Origin of the sequence: Halobacterium sp. R2-5 (genome assembly GCF_011734195.1) — an archaeon.
GTDB lineage: Archaea > Halobacteriota > Halobacteria > Halobacteriales > Halobacteriaceae > Halobacterium.
The window spans coordinates 35162-61619 of sequence record NZ_JAANTH010000003.1; the positions used below are offsets into that span (position 1 = coordinate 35162).

Genomic DNA, 26458 nt, shown 5'->3' on the forward strand with positions numbered 1-26458 from the left:
TCTGTGGGTACTGACGCTCGCTCCCCACCCAGTAGTTTTGCCACCCGTAGTACGGATATCGGGAGTGCCCAAAATGTATGTGGATTTGGGGGATTTCGAGTCCGCAGATATCTCTTCTAGTGGGGGTTGCCAAGCAGCTAACGGCATGGATTCGTGTATTCACGCCGGGTTCGAGAAACGGTGGCCTCCCTGTTGCGAACGGACAGCCGAGTTCCTCGCCGAGACGCGTCTTCGAACCCATTGGGCCTCATCGACGAACCGCCCTATTCTCGGTGGGTCGTCGAGGGGGAATTCAACGCGTCGAGAAACTGTGTCGGCCGCCACGTCCCAGCCAGACGTGGTAACGAACCAGCACTCCGGTAGGTCGACGAGAGTCGAGTGACGGCACACAATCTCACCTCGGTTCATCCCAAAGCGGTCTTCAGAGTTCCCAACGCCCCGGGACGCCATTGCGGTCGAAACACGCCATCGTATCGAGGACAGCGAGTCGCTCTGAGGAGCAACCGACACTGCCTACTCCGCTGCTCGTCGGTCAGACGACGACAGAAACGTCCGTTTCAACGGGGAGGCCGCCCACGCCTCGATCATACCTCCCCGTCTCCAGTGTGCTACACCTCGAGCGTGTCACCGACCGTAACCTCGTTGCCGACGCTTATCGTACTCCCGTAGTCGTCCTCTGGCACCTTCGTGATGAGCATGACGGTAAAGAAGTGTTCGAACTCCTCCCTCGGTGCCCAGTCCGGAAGTGTCTCCTCGCGATACTCCGCGAATCGCTGCTCGAAGTCCTCGATCGGCTCTCCAGTGTCGGGATCTCTCGAGGGAACGACGCAGCGTGCACAGGCTTCAGCACCGTCGAACCAGGCCCCGTTAATTTCGAATCCGGAGGGGTCGTCGCCGAGGAAACGGTCCTCCCAGAAGGGTGGGACACCGCCGATTTCGATATTCGGCCGGAGGCGAATCCGCGCCCCCTCCACAGTCATGTCGTCGAACCACGATGCCACTTCTTCGAGGGTCCCGGTGCTGATGACCGATGGACCCAGCTTCGGCCGGTCGATAAACGACGGCGGTTCTCGATGGCGTAGTTCGACCGGCTCTCCAACGAACTCACTGAACCATTCACTCGCGGTGTCGCGTTCGGTTCGCAGGTCGAACGTGACCTCCTCTCCGCTCTCGCGCATCGTCAAAGTGAGTTCGTGGGAGTCCGGTTCGAAGGCCGATCGCACCTCGTGAGTGTGGTCGATCTCTTTCCCGTTGAACGTCTTGCCGACCGAATCGAAGCGGTCCTCGATCACGTTGTTTTCTTCGGGGTCTAACAGCGCGTACTCTCTGTCCCCTTGGAAAGTGCCAGCGTCGTTGATGCTGATCGTTTCGACTGTCATCCGGTCCAATCCCTTGATCGGGTAGACCCAGAGGTTCTCGACGTGAGCCATCAGTACGTATTGTGGTTAGCAATATGAATAAAGATTTGTTTGAACTAGTTCGAGACGCAGTGGTTCACGGTGACCGCCTCCCTGGCGTAAACAGGGGACTTTCCACGGCACCGCGCCGCTCAGTTGGGGTATTTACCGGTTAAAACGGCGATGTTCTTTCCTCGAAGAACGATAGCAGGCGGCGCAGACGTAGCCCGGACAGCCAGGCAAAATAGGGGAGCGGGCCGACTCAGTCGTCGGCAGGCGCGTTCCCGTCGGACGGCTCGATACCGACCTCGATTTCGGCCGCGGCAGCCTTGTACTCGGGAATCTTCGCGCGCTCGTCGAGCACGTCGTTCGTCAACCGGTTCGCGGACGCCGCGGCGAAGTGCGGCGTCGTCCAGACCGAACCCTCCGTGATGTCCTCGGTAACGTGAGCTGTGACTGTGATCTCACCGCGTCGGGACGTCACCGTCACATCGTCGCCGTCCGTGACGCCGTAGCGCTTCGCGTCGTTTGGGTGGATGTCGATGAAGTTCTCCGGCTGCTGGCGGTTCAGCGTCGGTGATCGACGGCTCATCGTTCCCGTGTTGTAGTGCTCCTCGATCCGAGCAGTCGTGAGGATGAGGGGGTATTCTTCGTCTGGGGTTTCCTTCGGCTGCTGGTGGTTGACGCCCTCGATGTGCCCGAGACCGCTCTCGGTTTCGAAGGAGTCCGCGTAGAGGAACCGGTCGCCCTCGTCGCCGGGCTCGTAGCACGGCCACTGAATGCCCTCTTCCCCGAGGGCATCGTAAGTCATGCCGTGGTAGATGGGGCAGACCTCGCGGAGCTCCTCAAACACCTCTTCGGGCGTATCGAAGTCGAAGCCCTCGTCCTCGCCGAACAACCTGGTACCGACCTCGGTGATGATGTCGAGGTCGTGTCGGGTGTTCTCGTGGACTTTCTCGACGCCGCGCATCCGCTGGACGCGCCGATCGGTGTTCGTGACGGTACCGCCGCGCTCGGCCCACGTCGTCGCCGGCAGCACGACGTCCGCGTACTCCGCGGTCTCGGTCATGAAGATATCCTGGACCACCATGAACTCCAGCGAGTCGAGGCGTTCGGCGACCCGGTTGCCGTCGGGTTCGCTCATCACGGGGTTCTCGCCCATAACGTAGAGGCCGTGGACGGACGTACCGGCCTCGTGGGAGATCTCGACGTTCGTCAGCCCGGGTTCGTCTGGCACCTCGAACCCCCAGACGTCCTCGACGGACGCCCGGGCCTCGTCGTCGTCGACGAGCTGGTACCCGGGGAGGACGTTCGGCATCGCGCCCACGTCACACGTCCCCTGGACGTTGTTCTGGCCGCGGAGCGGATTCACGCCGGTCCCCGGCTTCCCGAGGTTTCCGGTAATCAGCGCGAGATTGATCTCGTTCTGGACGTTGTCGACGCCGCAGGTGTGCTGGCTCATCCCCATCCCCGTGAAGATAGCGGCATTCTCCGCGGTGGCGTACTTCTCGGCCGCCAACTCGATGTCTTCGAGGGGGACGCCACACTCCTCGGCGGCGGCCTCCTTGTCGAATCCTTCCAGGGTCTCGCGGAGGTCCTCGAAGCCCTCCGTGCGCTCCTCGATGAACGCCTCGTCTATCCAGCCCGCGTCCGGGTCGGCCTCGTGACGCTCTAGAATCGTCTTCAGGACGACGTTCAACAGCGGGATGTCCGCGCCCGGGTCCACCTGGAGGTGCATGTGGCGGTCGGTCTCGTCGATCTTGAACGACTCCGTGGTCTTGTTCGCGTGCGGGTCGACCTGGATGACGGTCGCGCCGTCCAGCACCGCCTGCCGGAAGTACTGGCTGTTCGCGATCGGATGCTGTTCGCCGGGATTGGCGCCGTGGATCCAGAAGAGATCGGCGGCTTCCTCAAGGTCCGCCATGCTGTTCGTCATCGCACCCATCCCCAGGCTGGTGCGGAGCGCCCAGACTGTGGAGGCGTGGCACATCCGCGTGCAGTTGTCGACGTTGTTCGTGCCGAACCGGCGCGCGAGCTTCTGGAGGAGGTAGTTCTCCTCGTTCATCACCTTCGAGGAGCCGTAGAACCCCATCGCGTCGGGGTTGTACTGCTCCCGGATGCGCTGCATCTCGTCGACGATGGTACTGTAGACTTCTTCCCAAGTGGCTTCGCGGAACTCGCCACCCTCCTTTACGAGCGGGTCGGTCAGTCGGTCTTCGTGGTCGACGACTTCGGTCGCTGCGCCACCCTTGATGCAGACCCGCCCCTCGTTGACCGGAGCGTCCCCCCACGGCATAAACTGCATGTCGCCGGGGTCGTCACCGGGCTGGACGTTGATACCGCAGCCGACACCACAGTACGGACAGATCGTCTTTACCGGGTCCTGATCTTCACTGGACATGGTCAGGTGCCTGAATCGCGATTGTCATTTGTTACTCACCACCATAGTAATGGCGCAGCCACGAGCATGAATCTTTCTGCGTCCGGCACGGCCCTACACAAGCGTGGCGGGACGTATCACGTTCCGATGAGCGTGAATTCTTCGTTACCACACTTGCATTCGTTCTCGATTCCGACTGGGCGGAACTCACCGCCTTCCTCTACTTGCGCGGGTTGAGCTACCCACGGCTGAAGCCGTGGGATTCAGCGTGGACTCCCGTTCTGGCCACTAGCAGTGGCAGGAGAATAGCCTCCGTTCACGTTCAACGTCCCGCTGTTCAAGCGCACGCCCAAGGGTGCGCCTCCGTCGCCCCCAGTTTGGTTGCGACGGAGATACCGTAACCCGATGTTCTTCGCGGCATTGTAGTCGGCGTGGTTCTCGTATCCACACTTCAGGCACTCGAAGTCCTCGTTGTCGCGGTTGTCGGGGTGTGTGAACCCGCAGTGCGAGCAACGCCGACTCGTGTTCTCAGGGTCAACCTGCGTGACCACAATGTCGTATTCTTCGGCCTTGTACGCGACGTACTCGTAGAAGCGGTCGAACGCCCACTTGTGCCCCCACGACGCTCCGGTACGCTCACGAATATCGGTCAAATCCTCGAACACAATCACCGAACACTCGTTCTCACGGGCCTCTGTAATGAGTTCGTTGCTGATGCGGTGAAGCATCAGCTTGAATCGGCCTTCCTCTTTCCGTCCAACAGATTGGATATTCTGGTGTGCCCAGCGCGTCCCGCACGCTTGGAGGTCGCCACGCCGCTGCTCGTACTCACGCCGCCAGTGGTCGAACTCGTCACCCGTCCAGAACGTGCCCGTTGAAGAGACGGCGAGGTTGTTCACGCCGAGGTCAACCCCGAGAACCGTTCCGTTCTCGGTGGCTGCCTGGGCCGACGTGTCGGACTCCACGTCCGTCTTGCAGTGGACGTGAAGCACCCAGTCGCCGTCGTCTTGGTAGTGGAGTTCCGCACCTGTGATTTCGTATTTGTCTGAAAACAGGTATTCCGAGTGCGGCGTATCGCTATCCTCGTCGGGAAGCACGTAGTCGACTTCGATGCGTCCGTCTGTGGTGGCGAGGCTGACGTAGTCGTCGTGGAACGTCGCAGTGCGTTTGTCGTAGACGACGTGCGGACTGGTGAACGTGGGTTCTGATGCCTTCTTGCCGTTCTGCCAGCGTGCGACGACGCTTTTGCAGGCTTCGGCAGCCTTGTTTCGAGCGGCTTGTACTAGTCCACCGTTGAAGCCGTCTGTTTGCTCTCGCACGTCGTCGTAGGTTTCGTCGTCCAGCGTCGTCTTGCTGGTAGTGACATACTCGCCTTGGAACGCGTGGTCAACAACGTACTGTGCCGACCAGAGGAACGTGTCTACGGTGTCTTCGAGGAGTGCGGCGTCATCACTGTCAACGTCGAGCGCAACGAGGACAGTACGCCGCACCTCCATATCTTATATGTAGATGAGGTGTTTCTTAAAGTCTGGGGGAGTCGGCCTGCTACTGGAGCGTGGGTTGATTCCCAGTTGTCGGCTTCATCCCACGGCTAAAGCCGTGGGTTTTCGCCTCGAACTTTCTATAAATCTCCCCGCAAGCAGCGCATTCGACGAGGTCCGCCCCGCCTGAGTCAGGTGCCTCAGCCATAACACGGGCTTGTTACGAATATAATCAGAACAGGAATAAATAATCTCCGGTGGGTAACTGTACATCCCCGGGTTATCATCGTGGGTGATCTCGGTGTAATTCGCAAGGACAACGACAAGGGGCGGTACATCAACGACGAGACCCACAAGATGCCGTTCGCCCGCCTGCTCAACTACATCGAGTACAAGGCCCACGACGCAGGTATCGACGTGCGGTTGGTCGACGAATACGATACGTCGAAAACGTGCAACCGCCGTGCCTGCGAGGGCGTCCGTGACACGCGGGGACGCTTTGAGTGTCCCGAGTGTGGGCTGGACGACAATGCAGGCAAGAACGGTGCGTTGCACATCGGCAAACGAGCCTTGGGCAAGTTCGAGAGGCCGCTGTCCGAGGCTGGGGCCGTACTGGCACAGCCCGAAACGCAGGTCATCGTCGGCCGCGACGACGAACCTGCGAACCTCTCCGTGTCCGTGGGTTCAATCCCCAGTAGGGGAACCCCACGGCTTTAGCCGTGAGAGGATATCAGGTCTGCGTTGCTACTGTCACGGCTTGCTCTTCCACGCTCACCGTGCAGCCGGCGTAGGTGAACGTCACCAGGCAGTTCCCTTGACCGTCTTGGGGGGCAGCCAGTGCATCGAGCGCGTCGGGGTTGATCGTCTCGAACAGCGGCGGCAGCGGGTCCGAGCCGGGCCCGGAGTCGTCGGTTTCGAGCGGGGTGGCGGGTCGGCCTGTGGCCTCGGCCACGGCGGTTATCACCGCCTCGCTGGGAGACTCGTCCGGCGCTACCTCGTAGCGATATTCGCTGGTGTCGACTGACTGGTGGCTCTCGACGGCTGCGTTGGTGGAAGTCATTACCTGCATTTGGGCCTGTCCCCGCAAATCCGCGACGGTTGACTACGTAAGGGTTTAAGTCCAGTTCCCGGGTTCCTTTTGAGGTAGCCGACCCAATCGATAGTGTGAGCTTCATTGCCGAGTTCCGCATCGAAATCCCGCCACTGGCCGAAGCCTCGAAGGCCGTACCGGAGATGCGGTTCTCCGGCAAGGACGTCGTCTTGGAGGACGACCAAGCGCGCAAATTCAGGTTCGCGGCTCACGGCAGTCAGTTCGACAAGTTTGAGGCGGCACTCGACGCCGATCCCACAGTCGCCGATTACACCGTCCTCACGACCACGGAGGACAGCGCCCACTACGTCGTTACCTACGCCGCGACGGCGGACACGCGGGGCACCTACCCCATTGCGATCGAACACGACATCGCGTATCTCGACATCGAGTTACAGGACGGCGAGTACACGGTCCGGGCCCGTGTCCCCGACCGGGACGCGCTGACGGCCCTGCGAGAGTACTGTCGGGCCAATGACTTTCCCTTCACCCTCGATCGAATTTATCAGGAGACCGCAATAGGCGCCGTCGGCAATCCGCTCACCGACGCCCAGGCGGAGGCGATGCGAGTCGCCTACGAACAGGGCTACTTCGACTCGCCGCGACAGACGACGCTCGATGCAATTGCCGACGAGATCGGCGTCTCCCGCCAGGCCGTCGCGGCGCGACTGCGCCGCGGACACAAGCGGCTGATCGAAACCACTGACATCCCCAATCAGTCGTAACCGACAGACTGTGGGCGTCGAACGCAAACTATCAGTTTTCATTTGATTTTCTACGTCCGGGTGTGGGTTTCGGATAATCGCAGTATCGTGGTCCGTCTCGTATGCCACTCGTCCACCGATACTTTCGTGTCCGATGATACTGTGGCCTGCGTTCTTGCTCCCGACGAAAATCGCCGACGTGCCGTGTTCACGGACAAAGCGGCGAATCTGATTTGAGATTGTTCCGGACAGTGTATATCTATCCGCGGGAATGTGTTCGAAGTTGGTCTCGGGAACGAGGAACGGTCAAGACCGAAATGCGAGTTTGAGCGTCCCTGTCTACTTTATAACTCAGTGTCCTCCGTTTCAACATGAACCGGCGGACGTACCTTGCGGCAGTCGGGACTGCCGGCATCGCGGCATCAGCAGGCTGCAGTGCCGTCACAGGGACTCAAACGCTCTCTGATCCGACGGTGCACGAGGATTCACCGGGGAGGAAGGCGCTCGTCTTCAATTCGAATGACGGTGAAGTGGGCCACGTTGGAGTCGATGGGCACGTGAAATCCGACAGGATCGAGCTCACAACCGAGATCTGGCATCAGGATGGCACCCGTGTGGATTCGATCGAATTGCGGGTCTGGATGCCGGAGATAGCAACGGAATCCCCTGCGGAGGTCGCTGTCGCCGCTCCAGTCGAGGGCGATAGTTCTCCGCCTCCATCACTGTCGCTCTCTACGCCGAAGCGGGATCTCGGCACGGCCATCGAGATCACCGATTTAGATGACCTCGCTGATGAAACGATTAGTACCCTGAACCTGATTGTCATCCCGGGATCGAGAACAGCGACAGACCTCAATATCCACGCGACCATCGAACTCTCGGGTGGTGGCATCCTCAGCACTGATTACACGCTCGATGGCGAACTCCAGTTAGCGTATCCGGGACTCACCGACCAGTAGGACAACGCGCCCAACGCTGATGAAGCATCCACTAGTATTCATCAGCCAAACAACTTCAGAGGGATACTGTGTCACGGGGCCTCGAAAGCCTGAGAATCAACCGATGCAAGTTCGTAGCTCGATACCTCAGCCACGGTCCGAACCATACACCGCTGAGGACGTGCGCCGTTAACGAAACACCAGTGTGGACATCCTTGGGGAACGAATGAGGTCGGATACTCTACGTTGAGGGTGTCATAGACCATTGCTAACGACGGCTTTCGGCGATCTAGTGTACGTAACTCGCCGCTCCGAGTCGTACACGTTCGGCGTCGTCAGCGAGCTCGGCCGTCAGGGTCGAACACTCCGGGTTCATCTCAAAATCGCTGCTGCAATCAGAGAGGCCGCTAACTGCGTGAATTCGGTCAGGCGGAAAATTGGGGAGTCTATTGCTTACCTGACGTCGCCCCAGGTTCCGACAAGTTCGTCCTCGACAAACCGGCGCTGTTGGAAGCCGAGCGCATTACACAACAGCGTGTGCCCCATGAAAGAGACGGCGTAGTCGGCCATCCCGAACGGGTGAAGTTCGCGCTGGCTGGCCGGTGGAAGCACCGACCCGAGGACGTTGATCTCGCTGTCCCCGGCAGATAGTGCGCCAACGGCGACGCCATCTGCCCCGGAGCCGTCCGCTGTCTGTCCTTCCATTCGGCCGGCCACGTCACCGCCAGCGTCCGTGAACGCGTCGTCGTCGACGACCGTCGCCGGCTGGTCCGGTTCGTTTGGCACGTAGCCGACCTGCGGGCTTTTCCACATCTCGAACTGTAGCGGCCGAATGTCCGACAGGAGGTAGTGCTCGAAGTCCCGGTCGATCAGGTTCGCGATACCGACGCGGATCGACTGAAGGTCGCCGTCCTCGATGGCCGCGGCCTCGCCGACGTCGAGCTCCGCAAGCAGGTTCAGGCCGGTATCGGTCAACACCAAGTCACCGCCCGCTTCCACGAACGCTTCGAGCTCGTCGACGTACCGCGAGTCGTCGCGGCCGACGTCGTGAGAGACGACAACTTTGTCGTAGCGCCGCTTCCCGGAGTTTCCTCGCAGCAGCTTTCCGACGCGGACGTCGTGGACGCGGACGCCCTCCATCGCACCGGCTTCGAGGTTCGGCTCGAGGTCCGCGAAGAACTGCATCGGGTTGACGACGTACTCTGCCTGTGAGTAGCCGAACGCCTCCTCGGGGTCAGGGTGTTCCTCGTCGGCCTCGACGGTGACGAACTCGACGTCGACGTCGTCCACGCCCTCGAGTTCGATCGACCAGTCACCCGACGCCGGGTTCGGGACGTAGAAGCTACGTTCGTCGGTTTCGTTGAGGTCGATCGTACGGACGACCTGTCCGCCGGGGTTGACGAGCTTTACGACGCCCTCGTTCGCGCCGCCGTCAGCGACGCGTGCGGCCAGCGAGTGCGTGCGTTCCTCGGCGGACGCTTCGGCGCGACCACTCGGACCGGGCTGGACCGTCTCGTGCCGCCGCTGGACCTCGGTCGCGCGGTCCTGGCCGGGGCCCTCGCCTTTCCCCGGGCTTTCGTCGGTGTGCGAGAGGTCCGCCGACCGGCGCGTCAGCTCGTCGGTCGTCACGTACGCCGTGTCCTGGCCGCCGGTTGCAACCGTCGCGTCCGTGGACGCCGCCGTCATCTCCGCGAACTCCTGCATCGAGAGCCGGTACGCCGTCTCCAAGTGCCGCTCGATGTACGGCCGCCAGTCCGAGAAGTCCCGCATCGCCAGCTCGGGTGCAACCGTGACAGCACCGAGACCGCCGAATTCCTCGGGCTGGCCCGCCCAGCCGAGCAGACCGCCCGTGATATTGTACCCTAGCGAGTCGTAGATCGACCCGTAGTCCAGCAGCTCGTCAGGCACGTAGTCGTTCGGATCGCCGAACGTGCTGTCCTTCCCTGCTCGAATCGTGTCGCTGGCGATTTCCTGCGGGCTCTCCCACTGGTCGGTCATCGCGGCGTCGATGCGGCGGTTGACCTCGTCGAGATTGTGGGTGCCGTCGTGCTCGTAGGCGGCGTTGGATTCGAGGTTCAGCACCATCGTGTCCGCGAACCCCATCATGTGGTAGTCACAGAGGTACTCGACGTTGTCGTACCCGCGGAGATGTTCAATCGTAGCCAGCGCGTCCGGAACGACGTCCTCGTATCCGACGTCGTAGCCCGGCCGGACGTCGGGCGCACGCTCGGGGTCGGCGGGCCAGAACGCGGGATTCGCCCACCCAATCGTCGGGTACTGGCGGTTCGTGTCTACCCCGGAGCTGTTCCCGCGGTAGTGCCCGTAGAACGGCGACCCGAAGAAGCCGGCGTACGGATTCTGGGAAGCGTACTGCGGCTTCCGGACGGTCCAGCCGTCCGGGTTGATGTAGACGAAGACGATGACGATGTCGTCGAGGAGTTCGCTGAAGCTGTCCGCGTCGCCAGTAGTGACGTCCTCGATGATGCGGCTGCCGGCCTCACAGCCGGCGCGCTCGTTGCCGTGGATGGCGAGCGTGAACACGGCCTTGTCCTTCTCCTGGAACGACGCTTCGTCCCGGACATTGTTGGTCACCTCGGCGACGTAGATGTCGTTCGGGTCGGGGTCTTCACCGGTGAAGGAGTTCTTCCAGCCCGGTCCCTGCCCGATGCGGCGGACGCGCACCGTGTCGGGGTGTTCGGCTTCGAGGTGGTTGAGGGCTGCCCCGGTCTCCGTGTGGGAGATGAAGTCGCGGGCGTCTTCGGCCGGCGGGAAGACGCTGTCGTCGTAGCCGCCGTCTAGCTTCCAGAACGGGTTCGCTCCCGGCGAGAAATCAGCGTACTCGACGCCGCCGATGTCGTTGAGCACGTGCTCGACCTCGGAAGCAGTAAGGTGGCCGTGTGCGGCCGGCGTCGGGGACTCGCGTGTGACCGCCTTCGGTGCGCGTAGCTCCTCGTCGACGTCCCAGTCCGGTTCGCCGTACTCGTCGTAGAACGCGGAGAGTGCGTCCGTATCCTCGAATTCCAGGACGAGCGCGGCTTCGTAATCGTCGGGTGTTGCGTTGACGACGAACTCCGCGAGGTCCGTCATCGCGTCGTCGGTTACCTCCGCGGAAACCGTCCCTGGGAGCGCGAGTGCGGCCCCTGTCGCTGCTGCGAGTCCGAGGAACGTCCGGCGGCCGATGTCGGCGTTCTCGAACGGTTCCTCGTCGAGTTCAGTTGCTTCTTCGTGGTTGTACCGGTTCGGATCGCTGCGCGTTCGTGGCTGTTTTCCCACCATTTGTTACCGTGTGGTTGTCAAACACACACAGGATACAATCCTCTAATTGATATTAAGATTGATTGTGTTTATTTTATATGAATGAGTAAAGAGACGATAGCACGGTGCCCGCTGAAATCGAGGCGCAACGACGCCGAAATTCACGTGCGAAAGCGAACGAAGAACGCCGGGAAGCCATCATCTGACGGAGTGTCTAAGCAGGAGAAACGGTAGCCCACGACCAACTCCACAAGGTCTCACGGCAGATTGTGGAGTGAGTGGGCCCGACTAACCCCAGGAAGCCACGGGCGCGGTGGCCCGTGGCAGTTCACGTGTATTGCATCGGACAAATAATTATGTGGTTTGGTGTGATTGCTCTCACCATGGGATATATCGTCCGGATGCCAAAGCTCGGCCTGGAGATGGACGAAGGGACGCTGCTGGACTGGTACGTCAGCGAGGACGGCACCATCGAAGCCGAGGAGACTGTCGCGGAGATCGAATCCGAGAAAACGACCGCAGAAGTGGATGCCAGGGAAGGCGGCGTGCTTCGGCGAGTGTTTCTCGACGAGGGCGAGACGGTCGACCCCGGAACGCCAATAGGGATTATCGCTGGCGCCGACGAAGATATCTCGGCGTTGATCGACGAAGCCGAAACCGAGCTCGAGGACGGGGCAGCAACAGCAAGCGAGGAGGACGAGACTTCCGCTGAGCCTGCGGCTCAAACGTCGGCGGAGAGCGAGACGACAAAAAACGGTAGTTCCGGAACCAGAGATGCAAGTCCGCGTGCACGAAAGCGTGCGGAGGAACTTGACGTAGATCTCGGTGCCGTCTCCGGAAGCGGCCCTAATGGCGCGATTACGGCAGAGGATGTCGAGGCGGCTGCCGAAAGCAGTACGGATGACGTGAAAGCCAGTCCCCGTGCGAAGAAACGAGCCGACGAGTTGGATGTCGACCTTACTGCGGTCTCCGGGAGCGGACCCGGCGGTGCCATCACTGCCGAGGATGTCGAGGCTGCCGCAGACTCGACCGGGAGCCCGGGAGGTGGTGCGGCACGGACACTCTCGGAGGAGCGCACATTCGGTGGAATGCGCCAGTCGATCGCCGATCGTCTCGGACAGAGTTACCGGGAGGCCGTCCACGTTACTGAACACCGCGAAATCGATGTAGAGGAACTGCTTGCGGCCGTGGACGCCGCCGAGGACGCACTCGATGTGGATGTCTCCATGTCGGACGTGTTGCTGGTCGCACTCTCAGCGGCCCTCGAGGATCACCCCGAGTTCAACGCGACGTTCGAGGACGGCACGCATCGCCTCTACGAGGAACACAACATCTGCGTGGCCGTCGACGTCGACGAAGGACTCGTCACACCGGTCGTTCCGGCCGTCGACTCGAAGTCGCTGGGGGAGGTCGCGGAGGCTCGCCGCGAGATTACGCAACGCACGCTCGACGGCGAGTACACGATGAGTGACCTCCGCGGCGGGACGTTCACGGTCACGAATCTCGGTGTGCTCGGCGTGGAATCGTTCAACCCGATCATCAATCCGCCCCAGATCGCCATTCTCGGTGTGAACGCGGTCGACGAACGCGTCGTACCCCAGGATGATGGCACGCCTGAAACGCGTCGCGTGCTACCGCTCGATCTTTCGTTCGACCACCGTGTAGTCGACGGCGCCGACGCTGCGCGCTTCCTGCAGTCACTGGTCGCCCACCTGGAAGATCCGTGGCCGCTGCTCCCAGATGAAGTCAGTCCAGTGGCCGCTGAAGATTACCCCGAGCGTCACGCGACCGCCACCTCACAAGACGGAATGTCGGGTACGGTACGAACTACCGGCGTCGAACAGCAGTACAGCGCCGACGAGGGCACGCCGTCGCCGGTTGACCTGTTCCTGTCGTCGCTGTCGGCGTGTCTGTCGCTGTCGATCCGCTATCAGGCCGACGTCCGCGACCTCGACGTTGCTCGCATCGACGTGACCGCGGATGCGGAGCCGGACTCGGGATCGGTAGAGGCCATCGAGGTCGCCGTCAATATTGACGCGCCCGACGTGGACGAGGAGACGCTCGACCGCATCGTCGAGAACGGCGAACGGAGTTGCCACGTGGCGGAACTCCTCGACGCGGATCTCCCGATGTCGCTGTCCTGGGAGCGCGCCTAGTGCGTCGGCGCCTGCTCGAAGACCGCCTCGAAATCCACGAGTTGCGGACCACTGGCGACCGGTCGAATCGACACGTCCTCGTTGCTCACCTCAAGTTCCCGCTCGCCATCCACACTGACGACGGCATCGTCGATGTCAAACGTCCGTGGTTCGTCAAAATCGAGCCGCGACCACGACGCGACGCCCACATGCTTGACGTCGCCGGGGGTCGTAATCGCCGGGACCGTCCGATCCGTATCCGGGTCGAGTTCTAGTCCCACCCCGCCAGGGTCCGTCGGCGCAAGCTGCGTGCATGCGCCTGCGATCCCAGACAGCCCGATTTCGCCGCGGCTAGCCCGGGAAACGACGCCACCGAGGAACTCATCGGGATCGAGGATTGCGCGCGTCCCGATGAACGAGCGATCGACGATGCTGACAGTGGCCAGCCCGCGGACAGAGCGGCCGTCGGAGACGTCCGCCGCGACCATCGCGTGACGGTCGGTGACTGCGTCGGCGTCAACCACGCCTGTCGCGACGAATGCGGCCGCGGCGCCCGCGACTGTGCCGTCGATCATCGTCGGAACGACGTTGTTTGTGCCCGTCGAGACGGCCAGCACCGGTACATCACCGATCTCGATCGCCAGGTCCCGGGTGGTGCCATCGCCGCCAAAGACGACCACGGCGTCAGCCAGCTCACGGAAGGCGCTACCAGCGCGGCGCGTGTCCGCGCCAGACCCCTCGACGTCAACGTCGAGCACGGTGACGTTCGACCGGTCGGTTTCGTCGGCCGTCTGCTGGCCGATGCGCCCCGAGTCCGGTGCGAGAACGACGTCTACGGGATCGTCGACGATATCGAGTCCGGCGAGCACGCTCTCGGCCGCACGGCGTTTCCCGTAGTTGTCGCTGACGCTCGCGCTCCCGATTAGCCGGCGGACGTCCCTGCCGGCCGCCGGGTTAACAACGACGCCGACGGTCGGCGTCGCCACCGATCAGACCACCTGATTGATGGCGTCGCGGACGTCCGCCCCGTCCGGCACAATTTCGTCTTCGAGCGGCGTGCTGAACGGCACGTGTGTGTCGGGCACCCCGACGCGCTGGAGGGGAGCATCGAGGCTAAAGAACTCGTCTTCGACCATGCGGGTGACGACCTCCGCGTGGACGCCGTACGAGAGCGGGCTCTCGTCGGCGACGACCATCCGCCCGGTCTTCTGAATGCTGTCCGCCAGCGTCTCCGTGTCCAGCGGATACAGCGACCGCAGGTCGATCACCTCGACGCTTGTATCGCCCGCAAGCTCGTCAGCGACGGTGAGTGACTCGCCGACGAGACGCTGTGTCGCAACAACAGTCACGTCACTGCCCTCGCGTTCGACCGACGCCTCACCGATCGGGGCCGTATAGTTCGGGTCTGTTGGGACATCGCCGTCCTGCTCGTACATCATCTTATTCTCGAAGAAGAACACAGGGTCGTCAGAACGGATGGCGGACTTCAACAGCCCCTTGGCCGCTTCCGGCGTCCCGGGCGTGACAGCCTTCAGGCCGGGGAAATGCGCGAACCAAGTGTGTGGCGTGCCGGAGTGCTGGCTTGCCGCGCCCATGCCGCCGCCTTCTGTCGTCCGAACGGTGATCGGCATCTCGATCTTCCCGCCGAACATATACCGCATCTTCGCCATCTGATTCATCACTTGTTCGCCTGAGACGCCGAGGAAATCGGAGAACATCACTTCGACAACGGGGCGGGTTCCGCTGGCTGCGGCGCCGACGCCAGCGCCAACGAATCCGGCCTCGCTAATCGGCGTATCACGGACGCGCTCGTCGCCGAACTGCTCGTGGAGCCCATCGGTAACCTCGAAGACGCCGCCGTAGTTACCGACATCCTCGCCCATGATGAAGACGTCCTCGTCGTGGTCCATCTCCTCACGGAGCGCGGCGCGGATCGCCTCGCGAACGGTCATCGACTCCGTACTCTCGCTTGATGCGGAATCGGGCTGTGTGCTCATTGCTGGTCACCTCCGCGGCCGTCGGTACGAAGTGCACTCGCGAATCGCTCGATCTCTGGGACCGGCTGGGAGAACATATCGTCGTACGCCTCCTCGGCTGTCGGCAGATCGGCGTCGCGGGCGAACTCAACGGCTTCCTCGATTTCGGCTTCAACTTCCGCGCGAAGCTCCTCCAGCTCATCTTCGGAGAGTTCACCGCGCTCGATCAGCCGATCGGCGAACGTCTCAATCGAGTCCCGTTGCCGCCAGCGCTCGACGTCGTCTTCGTCGCGGTACGGCTCAGGGTCGCCTTCGAAGTGGCCGCGGTAGCGGTACGTCTCCGCCTCGATGAACGTCGGCCCGTTGCCGTTCGCTGCGCGCTCGCGCGCCTCTTCGACGGCTTCGTTGACCGCGGTGACATCCATGCCGTCGACGGTGAAGCCGGGGATGTCGTACGACTCCGCCGTCTCGCTGAGGTTTTCGACGTTGTGTTGCTGTTCGACCGGTGTTCCCTCGCCGAAGTGGTTGTTCTCCACGAGGAACACGGCCGGGAGATCCCAGGTTGCTGCGAGGTTGATGGCTTCGTGAACTTGGCCCTGTGCGACCGCTCCGTCGCCGAGGAACGCGAGCGCGACGCGCTCGTCGTCGTGGTACTGGCAGGTCAACGCAGCGCCCGTTGCGAGTGGCGGGCCGGCGCCCACGATCCCGTTCGCGCCGAGCATGTTCGCGTCGACGTCCGCGATATGCATCGAGCCACCCTTCCCGTTGCAGTATCCCTCGCGTTTCCCGAGGAGTTCGGCCATCATCTTTCGCGGATCGAGGCCTTTGGCGATGCAGTGGCCGTGTCCACGGTGCGTGCTCGTGATGAAGTCCTCGTCTTCGAGGGCTGCACACGCGCCTACGGCGACGGCTTCCTCGCCGATGTAGAGGTGTACGAACCCGGGAATGTCGCCGTCGGCGAACAGGTCGCCGGCTGTACTGTCGAACTCGCGGATCGTTAGCATTCGACGGAGCGCCTCCTCTCTCCCCGCCGGATCATTCATTGATATTGATGTCATTCCATTCGGTTCTTGTCACCAATACCCAATAAATTTTCCCTGCACTCACCAGACCCCGTCGCTTGTCGTGGACTCCCGCTCTACCCACGCAAGGCGGAAGGCGTGTAATCGCCGTTCGCGTTCAGCGGCCCTGACTCGAGGGGCAGTTGACTGGTGGCCCGTCAAGAACCAGACGTGAGCCAGTGCTGGAGAAGTCGCCACCCGTTGTTCCGGGCTGCATTGTAGTCGGGGTGCAGTTCCTTCCCGCACTTCAGACACTCGAACTCGTCACCATCACGGCTGTCCTCGTGCGTGAACCCGCAGTCGCCGTGACTGCACCGCTGGCCCGTATAAGCAGGTGCAACCGTTTCCACGTCAATACCGTATTCTTCGGCTCTGTATTCGACATGACGTTGGAGTTCGCGGAACACCCACTGTTGGAACTTTGAGAGGTTCGAGATACGCTCGCGGATGTGCGTCAGGTTCTCGAACGCAATTGCCGTGCAGTCGTTCTCCACAGCTTCACGGACGACGGCCTTCGACACGCGGTGGAGATAGTCCGCGCTCCACCGTGCGAACCGTGAGCCGATGCTTTTGATGGTGAGGTGGGCGAAACGAGTGCCTGTCTGTTGGAGGTTGCCGCGCCGCCGTTCGTACTCATAAGCTCTTGAGGGAGGACGAGCTGGTTTACCGAGACAACGATAGTGATGAGCGTGACGTTCCAGGTTACCACGGCCTGGAACATGTATGTGATGCGTGTGGAACCGATCGCCGTGATGATGCCAGCCGAGGACATGACTGCGACGCCCATCGCGAAGGCGAGTGTTACGAGACCTGCGACGAGGAGGCGGTTGCCGCCGAACACGAACCACTCTCGCGGTCCGGTGCGGATATCGCGGAGACCTTGCTCGAGTCTGGTGACCGGAGCCAATCCAACGCTATCAACACTCCATTTATTCCTCTGCGCCTACCGCTTGGGCGACGTGGGTGAGCGTGACTAACCCCAGTCCGCCCACGAGATTCCCCGCGGTAGTGACGACGAGAACCTCAGCCACGAGCCCGTAGCCGACATCGGCCCCAGAGAGAATCCCGAACACGACGTGGAGTGTGGTAACAATCACGTGGTCGAAGGGTCCGAGAGCCAGCAGGACCCCGACGATGTAGGCCATCGTAATGCGGCTCCCGACACTGTTGACGCCCTCGAGAAGAAACGAGAGCAAGGTCACGAGGGCACCGCCAACAATCGCGCTTGCGAACCCGGCCACCACTCCTCGGCGCGCAAGGCCTTCGGCGACCGTACTCAACGCGGCCCCAGTACCGGTCGGAAGTACTCCATCAACGGCGAACACCAACACGAAGAGAACGCCACCAACGAGGTTAACGACGAAGGTGACGACCCACAGACGGAAGAGCGGGAATACCATCCACGAGTCGGCGTCGACTGCCTTTGCCACCGGGTCGAAGAAGTTCTCGTTGAACAATTCCGCGCGGCCGATAACCAGGAAGACAACGCCTACGCCGAAGGCGAGCGCGCCAGCAACCGTGGCAACATCCCCGAACTCCGGTTTGACCAGTGCGTGAACGATGCCGAGTGCCGCGATCCCGAAGACGATGGTGAATCCAGCGATGAAACTCGTCGCGACGAGTTCGAGCATCGACTGGTCGAGGCGCCGTTCGCCCTCCTCAACTGCCCTGTCGAATATTTCACTGGGAGATGGAGCTACGGGCATAATAGAGACAGAAGTGGTGAGGGTACGAGGTCGGTCCTCAGCTGTTGGCCATATTCCGACAGGACTCAGCGCATTCCCGGAGGACATCGGCGCAGACTTGGCAGTGATCGGCGTCGTGGCGGTCGCACTCCTCGGCGCACGCCTCACAGGCATCCGCACAGACGCTCGCGAGGTCGCCGCTGTACTGGGAGCTACGAGCCATGAAGCGGGCGTGCAGGGACGTGAGGTCGGCGACGTCCCGGCAGAGCCGCGCGCACTCTTCCATGTCCGATTCGCCGAGGCACTCGTCGGCGCACCACTCGCAGACTTCCGCGGCCTCGTTGCAGTTCTCGATGCACTCGCGTTGCTCGTCGCTCAGGCTGTCGATCTTCGAAACAGTTTCTGAAAGGGACATCACATTCTAGACTAACACCTAGCAGGCGAGTAAACAGCGTGCCTGCCACTGAAAGGGACTAAACCCGTCATCGAGTTGCTTACGCCTCCATCCTAGAGACTCGGACCCTCGTATTTCTCAATAGCAGCAATAGAGGAACTTGCTAACCCCAGAGGGGAGAATTCGAAACCCAGACACCCGCTAGGGGTCAAGAGCTACCAGCCGAGCTAGGGGCGCTCCTCGAACAGCTCCTCCATCAGGACGTCCGCGATTCGCTCGTTGGTTTCCGCGCTGTAGTGGCCGCCCTCCCCCCGCTGGACGTACAGCGACTCCACGGCCTCAATGTCGTCGGTCTCGTCGAACTGCTCGGACATGTCGATCGTCACCAAGTCGGGGTGACGCTCCTCGATCCGGTCGAGGAGGTCGCCGTAGATGGGGCCGTGCTCGACTTCATAGCGGGCGTACCGGAGCTGCTGAACCATCGCGAACACGGGCGTGAACCCCTGCTCGTCGGCGTAGGAGACGAACTCGCCGATGATAGCGGAGAACAGGTCCTCCTTCTCGTCGAACAGCCGCTCGTGGTACTTCACGCGGGGCTGTTCCAGACGGAGGTTCGTCCGTGCCTGTCGTTTTCCGAGATCGACGCCCGGGACCTCGACGCCGTACTCGCTTTCGAGCTCGCCGAGCGCCTCGTAGAGCACGTACTTGACCTGATCGGGATTGCCCAGCAGGTCGGGTGCGTAGGGGAACGTCGCGAGGTGTGGCCTGAACCAGTGTTCGTAGTGGTAGTCGTTCGATCGCAGGAAGTCGGCATGTGCCGCTAAGTCGAGGAGGTCGTCCTTCTCGTCGACGGGGGTCTCGATGAGCTCCAAGTCCCCGTTCGAGAGTTCGTATCGCGGTTTCACGGCGAGTACGTTCCCGAACTCCTGGTAGTGTTTCCACACGCTCAGGATACGGGCGATCGACGCCGCGGTGACGACCATGACGACGTAGTCCGTCGGATCGTCGGGGTAGTTGCGCTTCAGTCGCATGAGCGCCTGGTCGAGGCCGTAGTTGCCGCCGCCGTAGTTGCCAACGTGCGTGCCGAGCTCCTCCGCGAGGTAGCTCTGGAAGGTCTCGTCGTCGTCAACCTCCCGGCAAAAGCAGTAGGAGTCGCCGTAGGTCGACACCGTGACGTCGGCGTCAGGGTCGCGGTCGTTGACGCAGACCCTGCTCCCGTATTCGTCGGTCGAGTACGTCACCACGCTCCGGACCTCCTCGCCGGGGAGGTGGTCACCGGTGTCTTTCTGCTTTGTCTGGTTGGGCTGGGGCACCCAGCCCAGCTCCGGGTCGAAGCTCGTGTACTTTTCGAGCAGTGACCGGTCGATCTCGGGGAACTCTTCCATCACTACGGTCGGCATGCTGTTCAGCCCTCGGCCGTATCGGTCGAGGGAGAGGTATGAGGTGGCCTCCAGTCCGCCGGCGAGCCCCGCGCCCAGGGCGGCAGCTTTCAGAAGAGAGCGCCGGTCGGAGCCTGCGGGCTGAGTCATCTCCTTTGTCATTACGCGACCTGCGGGAATATAGCTTATTGCGACAACAGAGTGGAACTGGGTCCGGAAACGGCTGTCGTCAGTGACGGCCGGGTGGCGCCATCAGCACTCCGGACCCGGAAACCACGTAGAGTGGCGTCAGGTCAACCCTCGGCTGGCGAGAAGGGAGACGAGTCCGTATGTACCGATGAAGGCACCGACCAGCGAGGTGACCCACGCGACGACCGTGAGAGCGAGCTTGCGTGCCCTCACCTCGTCCCTTCCGCCCTCGGCCAGACCGCTGCCGACGATGGCGCTGATGATGATCTCGTTGAACGAGACCGGGACGCCGTACAGGATGCCGACCTGTGCCACGAGGAACGACGGCACCAGCGCGGCAACTGACCGCGAGAGCGACAACGTCGCGTACTCCCGTCCGACCGCCTCGATGAGCCGCGGCGCTCCCGACCACGCGCCGACGACGAGGACGAACGACGCGACCACCAGTACGGGCGACGCCGAGACTGACATCGAGTCGAGCAGCGGCAACAGCGGCCCGATCGCCAGCCCGATCTGGTTACCGGCCCCCGAGAACGCGACGAGCATCCCGAGCCAGATCAGCAATCGTCGGTTGGTCTCGCGCTCGCCGTGGCGCAGGACCGTTCGGTAGGCCAGCGCGGCTCCGCCGACGGTGAACGCGACCGGCACCCCAACCCAGAGCACCCCAGACAGGGATGGTGTCCACACGGCAACGGCTGTAGCCAACGAGTGGCTCTCATCTACCGGGCCGAGGAATGGAAACTCCAGTAGGGGGAAAACTAGGAACACAGCTGCGACGATTATCGTGACGCTGTACCGTGGCAACAGGCGATTCCAGGCGAGGAGCCGCGCGATGGCGTACGAGAGTGCACCGACGAGCACGGGTGCGACGACCCAGAGAGCCGCGAACTGTCCGTACAGTCTCCAAGCGGGCGACCCCCCGAGCGCGAGTCCAGCACCGACCATCGCGCCGGTGACGGTGAACGCCGCCGGAATCGGGTACCGGCCGAACGCGCCGAGCGCCATCAGGAGCGCCGAGAGGAGGATGGCGATGCTCGCGGCCAGCGGCGTCGTCGACGTGCCGAGGACGAGTCCGCGACCGACCGTCTCGGTCACGCTCGCCCCTTGGACGAGTGCCCCCGCGAACCCGACGATGCCGAGCAGGTACGCGGCGCGCTGGACCGGGATGACGTTCGCTCCGACGGCCGGGGCGAACGCGCCGCCACCGATGGCGACGGCGCCGATCGCCCACGCCATGAACAGCCCTGCGGCGAACGCCATCACGATGGTGATCACGAACACTGTTTCGCTCATGCGCTCGGTGGAGCTCCCTGGTCACCGCTCGACCCCTGTAGTTCACGATGTCCGACGTGCGGGTTCATCTCTGGAGACGGCGGGAAACGTCAGACAAGCGTTGTGATCAACTCGGTCAACGACTTGCCCGTCAGGAGTGCTAAGAGGAACGTGAGAATCACGATGCCGCCGAATATAACATTTTCTGTAAGTGTGGGATTGTAGTACCGGTGCATTGCGCCGTAGAGTGCCAGCACCGTCACCGGCAGTCCGATAACGCCGTTCACAGCGGGTACCACGAGTGCCAGTTGCACCGCCGAGAAGTCGGTGAACGCGAGTATCGGTACGGTGAGGAGCAACGACAGGACAATCAGACCATTGACGACGATGCGGAACAGACGGTCGCCGAATACGGTGTCGTGGCCGAACGCCTGGGGGACCATGAACCCGGCCCCGAACAGAGTGCCGGTCGCGCTGGAAAAGGAGGCTGCCCCGGCCCCGACGATGAACACGGTTAGTGCCCAGGGGCCGAGCTCCTCCACGAGTGGCCGAGCCGGATCGACGAGCGAGACCACGCCGGACGGAACCGTGATCGCGGCGACGAGCAGCACGGCGATACTCATCAGGACGGCCGCAATCAGGCCGACGGTGTGGTCCCGTCGGTACTGGCTGAGGGTGTCGAAATCCTTTGCCTGGTTCATGCTCGTCTGGATGAAGAAGTTCGGGTAGTAGATTGTCGTGCCGACCAGCGCCATGATCATCGCGAGATATTCCATATCGGTCCGAATCGTCGGGACCAACCCCCGGGCGACGTCGGCGGCCGGGACGTCGATGCCGAGGAAGATCGCGAGATACGACCCGAAGACCGCGAGGACGAGAACTGCGATGACCGTCTCGATCCGCTGATAGACGCGGAGTTCGATGAGTGCGATTCCGGCGGCACCACTGAGGATGGTGGCGATTAGAACGTTGTCGAGCGGGGTGAGATACGCAAGAGCGGCCCCTGTCAGCGCGTAGTTCGCCACGCTCCAGAGGTGCATGATAACCGCGATGAACACTGCGAACGCCTTCGCGGCAGGCGCCCCGATCACGTCACGGATGTACCCCATGAGTGGCTGATCGAGCACGGCCAGCCGTGCGGACATCTCGTGGACTACGAGACCGACTCCAAGGGAGAGTGGGAGGACCCACAGGAGTGTGAACCGGAACGATACGCCGACGTTAGAGAGAATGTAGATCGACCCAGCGCCGAAGATGTTCGCTGCAAATATCAGTCCCATGCCGTAACTCCGAAGCAGATTCCGTACATATCGGAACGAGTTGTCGGTCAACTGGACGTTACTCATCGGCGGTCAACCCCGCTGGCTCGGCGGCACATAGTCCAATGTGTGTGGCGAGTTCCACCCGTCACCCCGGCGCGGCACAGCGGAGAGGCTCCGCATACGAATACGGAGGGTAGACAATGGAATGAGGGTGCCCCCTGTCAGTGAAAGTAACCTATCCAAGCGATAGTCCGACATCGAAACGCGGGACCCCTCCAGAACGGACGGCAGTCGCGTCTGAGGGCACGACCAGTCGGGTACGACCTCGGAGCGTCTGAATCGGACGTCCGAAGAGAGAACGCTGGCCACTGGCCACCTAATCCCGGCCGCGACACACTTCTCGCTGTTTGCGCTCTTGAGCATCGCCGCATACACCTATCAAATCGAGTCCGGAGGTGATGCCTGATGAGTTCACGATTCGGCAGCCGATGAACTCTGCCGCGTTGTCATCGTTGCTCGGGTACGCGTTCGTTGCCCTCGGAGTATTGAATTTGGGGCGTTTCGAATACGACTCGACGGCCCGCGGCTTGGTCGCACACCTGAGTGGGGTTACTTCCTTCCTTGCGGTGTACGGTTTGACGGGGTTGTGGGGGATCAATACCTTCCTTGCTCTCGTTGTTGTTGGCGCTCTGTGTACGTACCTCCCGGCAGTCGGCGTTTGGTCAGTTTACGGAACACCTCGTTCCTAAGTGCAGACGATTGAATTATTATCTAAATACCTGCACTTTTGCAAACGCTTTTTTAGACGAAAATTCAAATTTACAATAGTGGATTTCCGCAGAGTCACCGTAGCACTGGCGTTCGTCATCTTCGTAGATAGAGCGATTCGCTTACTCATTGGGGAAATCACGCTGGGAACGCTATTTACGCCACTGTGGCCTGGATTTGCAACCTCTCATCCGAATATATTTGTGTGGATAGGAATTGTCTCTGCGCTCTTACTAATAGAAGCATTTAGACGACCGTCCTTCGAATCGTAGACCTTTTGACGCAAATTATTATAGAAAAATTTCAATTTCAGTACTCAAACTCACTTAGCGGTGGTTTCAGCTACGAAATCGTTGAATAATACTATCAGACACGGAGATTCCTGATGGGTTGACAATAGTTCCCGCGTGATTTCTTTATTCAGGTGGGAGTTGAAATAGCCGGTCAGTATAGGTGGGTTTTGGAGCAGTGAGGCTCCTCTCAGAACGGTGCTATTGGCCGACGACGAACATCGGTGCGTGGGTTTCTTGCCTGAGCTTGTTGGGAACCGACCCGCTGAAAAACCGCTTGAACAGTGACCGCTCGGACGCGCCAATGACGAGGAGTTCGTGTGCCTCGCTTTCCGCTGCTATCGTCGAGACGACATCGTCGCTGCGCACGAGGCTCATCTCGACCGAACCGTCAGCAACACTGTCGGTGTACGCATCCAGCCGGTCGCCAGCGCTCCGTCTCTGGTCGTCTGTTTCGTCCTCCGAGACGACTGTCAGTAGTCTAACATCCCTGGGTCGGTCGTATCGTAGAGTGGCGGTAACTCCATCGGGTCACGCCCGGTTTTCTCCGCAACCATACTGATAACCTGCTCCGAAGGCTCACGGCTCACGGGACACAGATCCCTGCTCACTTAACGTTGGGATATTATTCACCCGATTAATCAAAATCACCCAGTCCCGTAAAGTGTGAAGGGACTAACCGTGGTGGGGGCCTAAAGGAGGTGTGAACACTTCTAGTCCACAACTGTCCATAGACGATGTCCTTGCGGCCCTGAGTAACGTCCAGCGACGCCAACTCCTCGAATCACTGATTGCTGATTCCCCACCAGATAACGCAGCAAAATCCGGCGTTGTGGTTGATGACGATATCGCGATGCACCACGGTCACCTGCCAAAACTGGCCGACTACGGACTCGTCACCTGGGACAAAGACACAAATCGAGTCACAAAAGGTCCAAATTTCGAGGACGCGAAACCGGCTCTCGAATCTCTCGCCGAACACGGCAAAGAAACCCCTGTGACTGAGGTGAATCGATGACCGAAGCCAACGACAACGACGATGCTCAGACCGACGAGTTCGGAATTACGAGCCAAGACATTGATCAGATTGTAGAGTTTCTGGAGAAACCGCGATACATGCGTACTGTCGACGACTTACGCCGGTCTTCGAAGAGATAGCCTCCACGAGAGGTACTTACGACTGGTCGGGATCGTGCTCGCGCTCAAATGCGTGACGACTGCTTCAGTCGCCGTCTCACCTAAATCAAGGCGGAGGCCCCACCCTCAAGGAGCGAGCGGGGCCATTGCCCCCGAGCGAAGTAGGGTAGGGTAGTTTACTTGTTGCCTTGATCTCGGCCCCACATTTGCTGCAGTTCATATCTGGCTTGCAGGAGCGGACGGAAATAAACCGTCTGAAGGCGGGTAGAGCACATGCTGTGCTACTCAATTTCCGTGCCTCAGATAGCGTCGAGTGAAGCGAGAGCACGAGAGAGGAAATGGGGAGTTGTACCCTCGCCTGACACACAACGTGTGTCTCTGGTACGTCCGCCGAACGAGAACCGCGTTCGGCACGGCGAATCACCCTAGCCGCATGCTCAACGGGGATTCGCGTCTCTCACTCGATAATCAGAGCAGTAAACCTTGCCGCACTAGCAAGACGTTCGCCTCCTCGAATCCTGGGTCGGAGAACACGGATTGTCCGGCGGTCCGATTCTCAGAAACGCTCGGTAAGCGGGTAGGGGGGCCGACAACCGACTTCGGTCAGTTACGACTTGATCTGAGGGTGGGGTAAATCGCTTTCATTAATCCGGAGAGCACGAGGAACCACCCTGCAGACGACAGAGCGACGATTCGAACTACATCTGGTCCAAAACCCTGAGTCGCACATAGACCAGAGTATAGAAAACCGTCTGTTAGCACCTCAAACCCGGTTTTATTCCCAGACCTAATACTGTAGGGCACAGAATTATACAAAAGCCTTGGTATAGAATTGCATCAATCTTGTAATGATTGGGCAGCCTGTATGAACAACCTCGACCAAGCCCTCCAAAACAAAACCGTACTGTTCCTTACACCCTTTGAGGAATACGAGCCCAGAATATCTCGGCTTCTCTCCGAGCTCACGGTCGAGTTCGCCAACACGACGAGTGAAGCCTACCGAGCCATTGACGAAACGGTAGCTGTCATCTGCGTCTCAGATAACGTTCTCACTGAAGAATTTGAAGACCTCCGAACAGACGTGCTGCTGAGACATCCCTTCTGCCAATTCGTCGCCATCGAATCAGAGCCCCTCTCAAATCCCCTCATCGACGACTACGACGTCATTCTAAATGGACCCGTGTCCAGCTCAGAACTCCACGACACCATCAAAGAACGCGTCATCTACGCAGCCTACAGCTCGACGCTCCAAGAGTACTACCACCTCAACACGTACCTCTCTACCTTTCTGGAGGACGCCCAGGAACCATCGGAGAAACCACCGAAAATCACCAACCGGGTGGAGACACTACGAACCATTCTACAGACACTCCAAGCAGAACTATCAGAAGACCACCTTCGTGAGATCAGTAAAACCGTTCAACAGCACAAACAGTACGTCACCCAACCCGGAACCAATTCCGGCAACTCCGCCTCGTCGAAGTATCACCCTGACACGTGTCCCCAGTGCGGAGTTGCGTGGGGAGAAGACCACGGCAACGAGCTAGAGCGCGGCTACGCAAACCTCGGCGCTGGCGTCTGGAAATGCAAGCACTGTGAGTCCATCACTCACTCCCTCCACGACAATCAGCGAGTAACGAAACAATGACCGGACTCCCTAAACAG

General features: G+C 60.9%; 19 protein-coding genes and 2 pseudogenes. 6 read left to right on the forward strand and 15 right to left on the reverse strand.

Translation table 11 applies throughout. From position 1 onward, the window contains the following. Positions 1 to 608 precede the first annotated feature (608 nt). The 3 genes and pseudogenes from G9C83_RS14770 to G9C83_RS14780 form a co-directional block, all read right to left on the reverse strand. On the reverse strand, positions 609 to 1430 hold the full coding sequence (locus tag G9C83_RS14770) for an MOSC N-terminal beta barrel domain-containing protein (protein WP_167247324.1): 822 nt from the start codon (positions 1428 to 1430) through the stop codon (positions 609 to 611). Between the two features lie 229 nt (positions 1431 to 1659). Beyond that, positions 1660 to 3798 (reverse strand): formate dehydrogenase subunit alpha, encoded by a 2139-nt coding sequence (gene fdhF, locus G9C83_RS14775; RefSeq protein WP_167247326.1) that lies wholly within the window; start codon positions 3796 to 3798, stop codon positions 1660 to 1662. Between the two features lie 217 nt (positions 3799 to 4015). Further along, positions 4016 to 5273, reverse strand: a pseudogene (locus tag G9C83_RS14780) (transposase). Positions 5274 to 5546: 273 nt separating this feature from the next. On the opposite strand from G9C83_RS14780, the gene G9C83_RS14785 reads away from it, so the two are divergent. After that, the gene (locus tag G9C83_RS14785) at positions 5547 to 5975 is read left to right on the forward strand and encodes a transposase (protein WP_347877812.1); all 429 of its coding nucleotides are present in this window, start codon (positions 5547 to 5549) and stop codon (positions 5973 to 5975) included. A 13-nt stretch (positions 5976 to 5988) separates the two neighbouring features. On the opposite strand, the gene G9C83_RS14790 is transcribed toward G9C83_RS14785, so the two are convergent. Continuing rightward, a complete protein-coding gene (locus tag G9C83_RS14790; protein WP_208288905.1) occupies positions 5989 to 6318 on the reverse strand; it encodes a HalOD1 output domain-containing protein in 330 nt (109 codons plus the stop codon). A 104-nt stretch (positions 6319 to 6422) separates the two neighbouring features. Between G9C83_RS14790 and G9C83_RS14795 the strand changes: the two genes are divergently transcribed. Then, the gene (locus G9C83_RS14795; protein WP_167247333.1) at positions 6423 to 7073 is read left to right on the forward strand and encodes a helix-turn-helix domain-containing protein; all 651 of its coding nucleotides are present in this window, start codon (positions 6423 to 6425) and stop codon (positions 7071 to 7073) included. Positions 7074 to 7423: 350 nt separating this feature from the next. Then, positions 7424 to 8011 (forward strand): hypothetical protein, encoded by a 588-nt coding sequence (locus tag G9C83_RS16090; RefSeq protein WP_243838087.1) that lies wholly within the window; start codon positions 7424 to 7426, stop codon positions 8009 to 8011. 432 nt (positions 8012 to 8443) lie between these two features. Here G9C83_RS16090 and G9C83_RS14805 read toward each other — a convergent pair whose 3' ends face one another. After that, the gene (locus G9C83_RS14805; RefSeq protein WP_167247335.1) at positions 8444 to 11266 is read right to left on the reverse strand and encodes a M14 family zinc carboxypeptidase; all 2823 of its coding nucleotides are present in this window, start codon (positions 11264 to 11266) and stop codon (positions 8444 to 8446) included. A 362-nt stretch (positions 11267 to 11628) separates the two neighbouring features. Between G9C83_RS14805 and G9C83_RS14810 the strand changes: the two genes are divergently transcribed. Further along, positions 11629 to 13401, forward strand: coding sequence for a 2-oxo acid dehydrogenase subunit E2 (locus tag G9C83_RS14810; RefSeq protein WP_167247337.1), 1773 nt, complete (start codon positions 11629 to 11631; stop codon positions 13399 to 13401). Here the strand turns inward: G9C83_RS14810 and G9C83_RS14815 are convergent. From G9C83_RS14815 to G9C83_RS16095, 10 genes and pseudogenes are all read right to left on the reverse strand, one after another. Further along, positions 13398 to 14366, reverse strand: coding sequence for an NAD(+)/NADH kinase (locus G9C83_RS14815; protein ID WP_167247339.1), 969 nt, complete (start codon positions 14364 to 14366; stop codon positions 13398 to 13400). The genes G9C83_RS14810 and G9C83_RS14815 overlap by 4 nt on opposite strands. A 3-nt stretch (positions 14367 to 14369) precedes the next feature. Then, positions 14370 to 15377: an alpha-ketoacid dehydrogenase subunit beta gene (locus G9C83_RS14820; protein WP_167247342.1), complete on the reverse strand. Its 1008-nt coding sequence runs from the start codon at positions 15375 to 15377 to the stop codon at positions 14370 to 14372. Then, positions 15374 to 16360: a thiamine pyrophosphate-dependent dehydrogenase E1 component subunit alpha gene (locus tag G9C83_RS14825; RefSeq protein WP_167247344.1), complete on the reverse strand. Its 987-nt coding sequence runs from the start codon at positions 16358 to 16360 to the stop codon at positions 15374 to 15376. The genes G9C83_RS14820 and G9C83_RS14825 overlap by 4 nt, the downstream gene beginning before the upstream one ends. Before the next feature lie 134 nt (positions 16361 to 16494). Beyond that, a pseudogene (locus G9C83_RS14830) lies at positions 16495 to 17052 on the reverse strand (transposase); the annotation flags it as partial. A gap of 294 nt (positions 17053 to 17346) precedes the next feature. Next, entirely contained in the window at positions 17347 to 18123 is a 777-nt protein-coding gene (locus G9C83_RS14835) for a formate/nitrite transporter family protein (RefSeq protein ID WP_167247346.1), read from the reverse strand. A gap of 37 nt (positions 18124 to 18160) precedes the next feature. Further along, on the reverse strand, positions 18161 to 18517 hold the full coding sequence (locus G9C83_RS14840; protein ID WP_167247348.1) for a four-helix bundle copper-binding protein: 357 nt from the start codon (positions 18515 to 18517) through the stop codon (positions 18161 to 18163). Positions 18518 to 18723: 206 nt separating this feature from the next. Further along, positions 18724 to 20025, reverse strand: coding sequence for a hypothetical protein (locus tag G9C83_RS14845; RefSeq protein ID WP_167247350.1), 1302 nt, complete (start codon positions 20023 to 20025; stop codon positions 18724 to 18726). Between the two features lie 138 nt (positions 20026 to 20163). Beyond that, the gene (locus tag G9C83_RS14850; protein WP_167247352.1) at positions 20164 to 21357 is read right to left on the reverse strand and encodes an inorganic phosphate transporter; all 1194 of its coding nucleotides are present in this window, start codon (positions 21355 to 21357) and stop codon (positions 20164 to 20166) included. Positions 21358 to 21446: 89 nt separating this feature from the next. After that, entirely contained in the window at positions 21447 to 22682 is a 1236-nt protein-coding gene (locus tag G9C83_RS14855) for a divalent metal cation transporter (RefSeq protein WP_167247354.1), read from the reverse strand. Positions 22683 to 23857: 1175 nt separating this feature from the next. Continuing rightward, entirely contained in the window at positions 23858 to 24133 is a 276-nt protein-coding gene (locus G9C83_RS16095; protein ID WP_167247713.1) for a universal stress protein, read from the reverse strand. A gap of 226 nt (positions 24134 to 24359) precedes the next feature. Here G9C83_RS16095 and G9C83_RS14870 point away from each other — a divergent pair, with 226 nt between their 5' ends. Beyond that, positions 24360 to 24674, forward strand: a complete 315-nt coding sequence (locus G9C83_RS14870) for a hypothetical protein (RefSeq protein ID WP_208288909.1) — start codon at positions 24360 to 24362, stop codon at positions 24672 to 24674. Between the two features lie 984 nt (positions 24675 to 25658). Next, positions 25659 to 26441, forward strand: a complete 783-nt coding sequence (locus G9C83_RS14875) for a hypothetical protein (RefSeq protein ID WP_167247358.1) — start codon at positions 25659 to 25661, stop codon at positions 26439 to 26441. Positions 26442 to 26458: the final 17 nt, after the last annotated feature.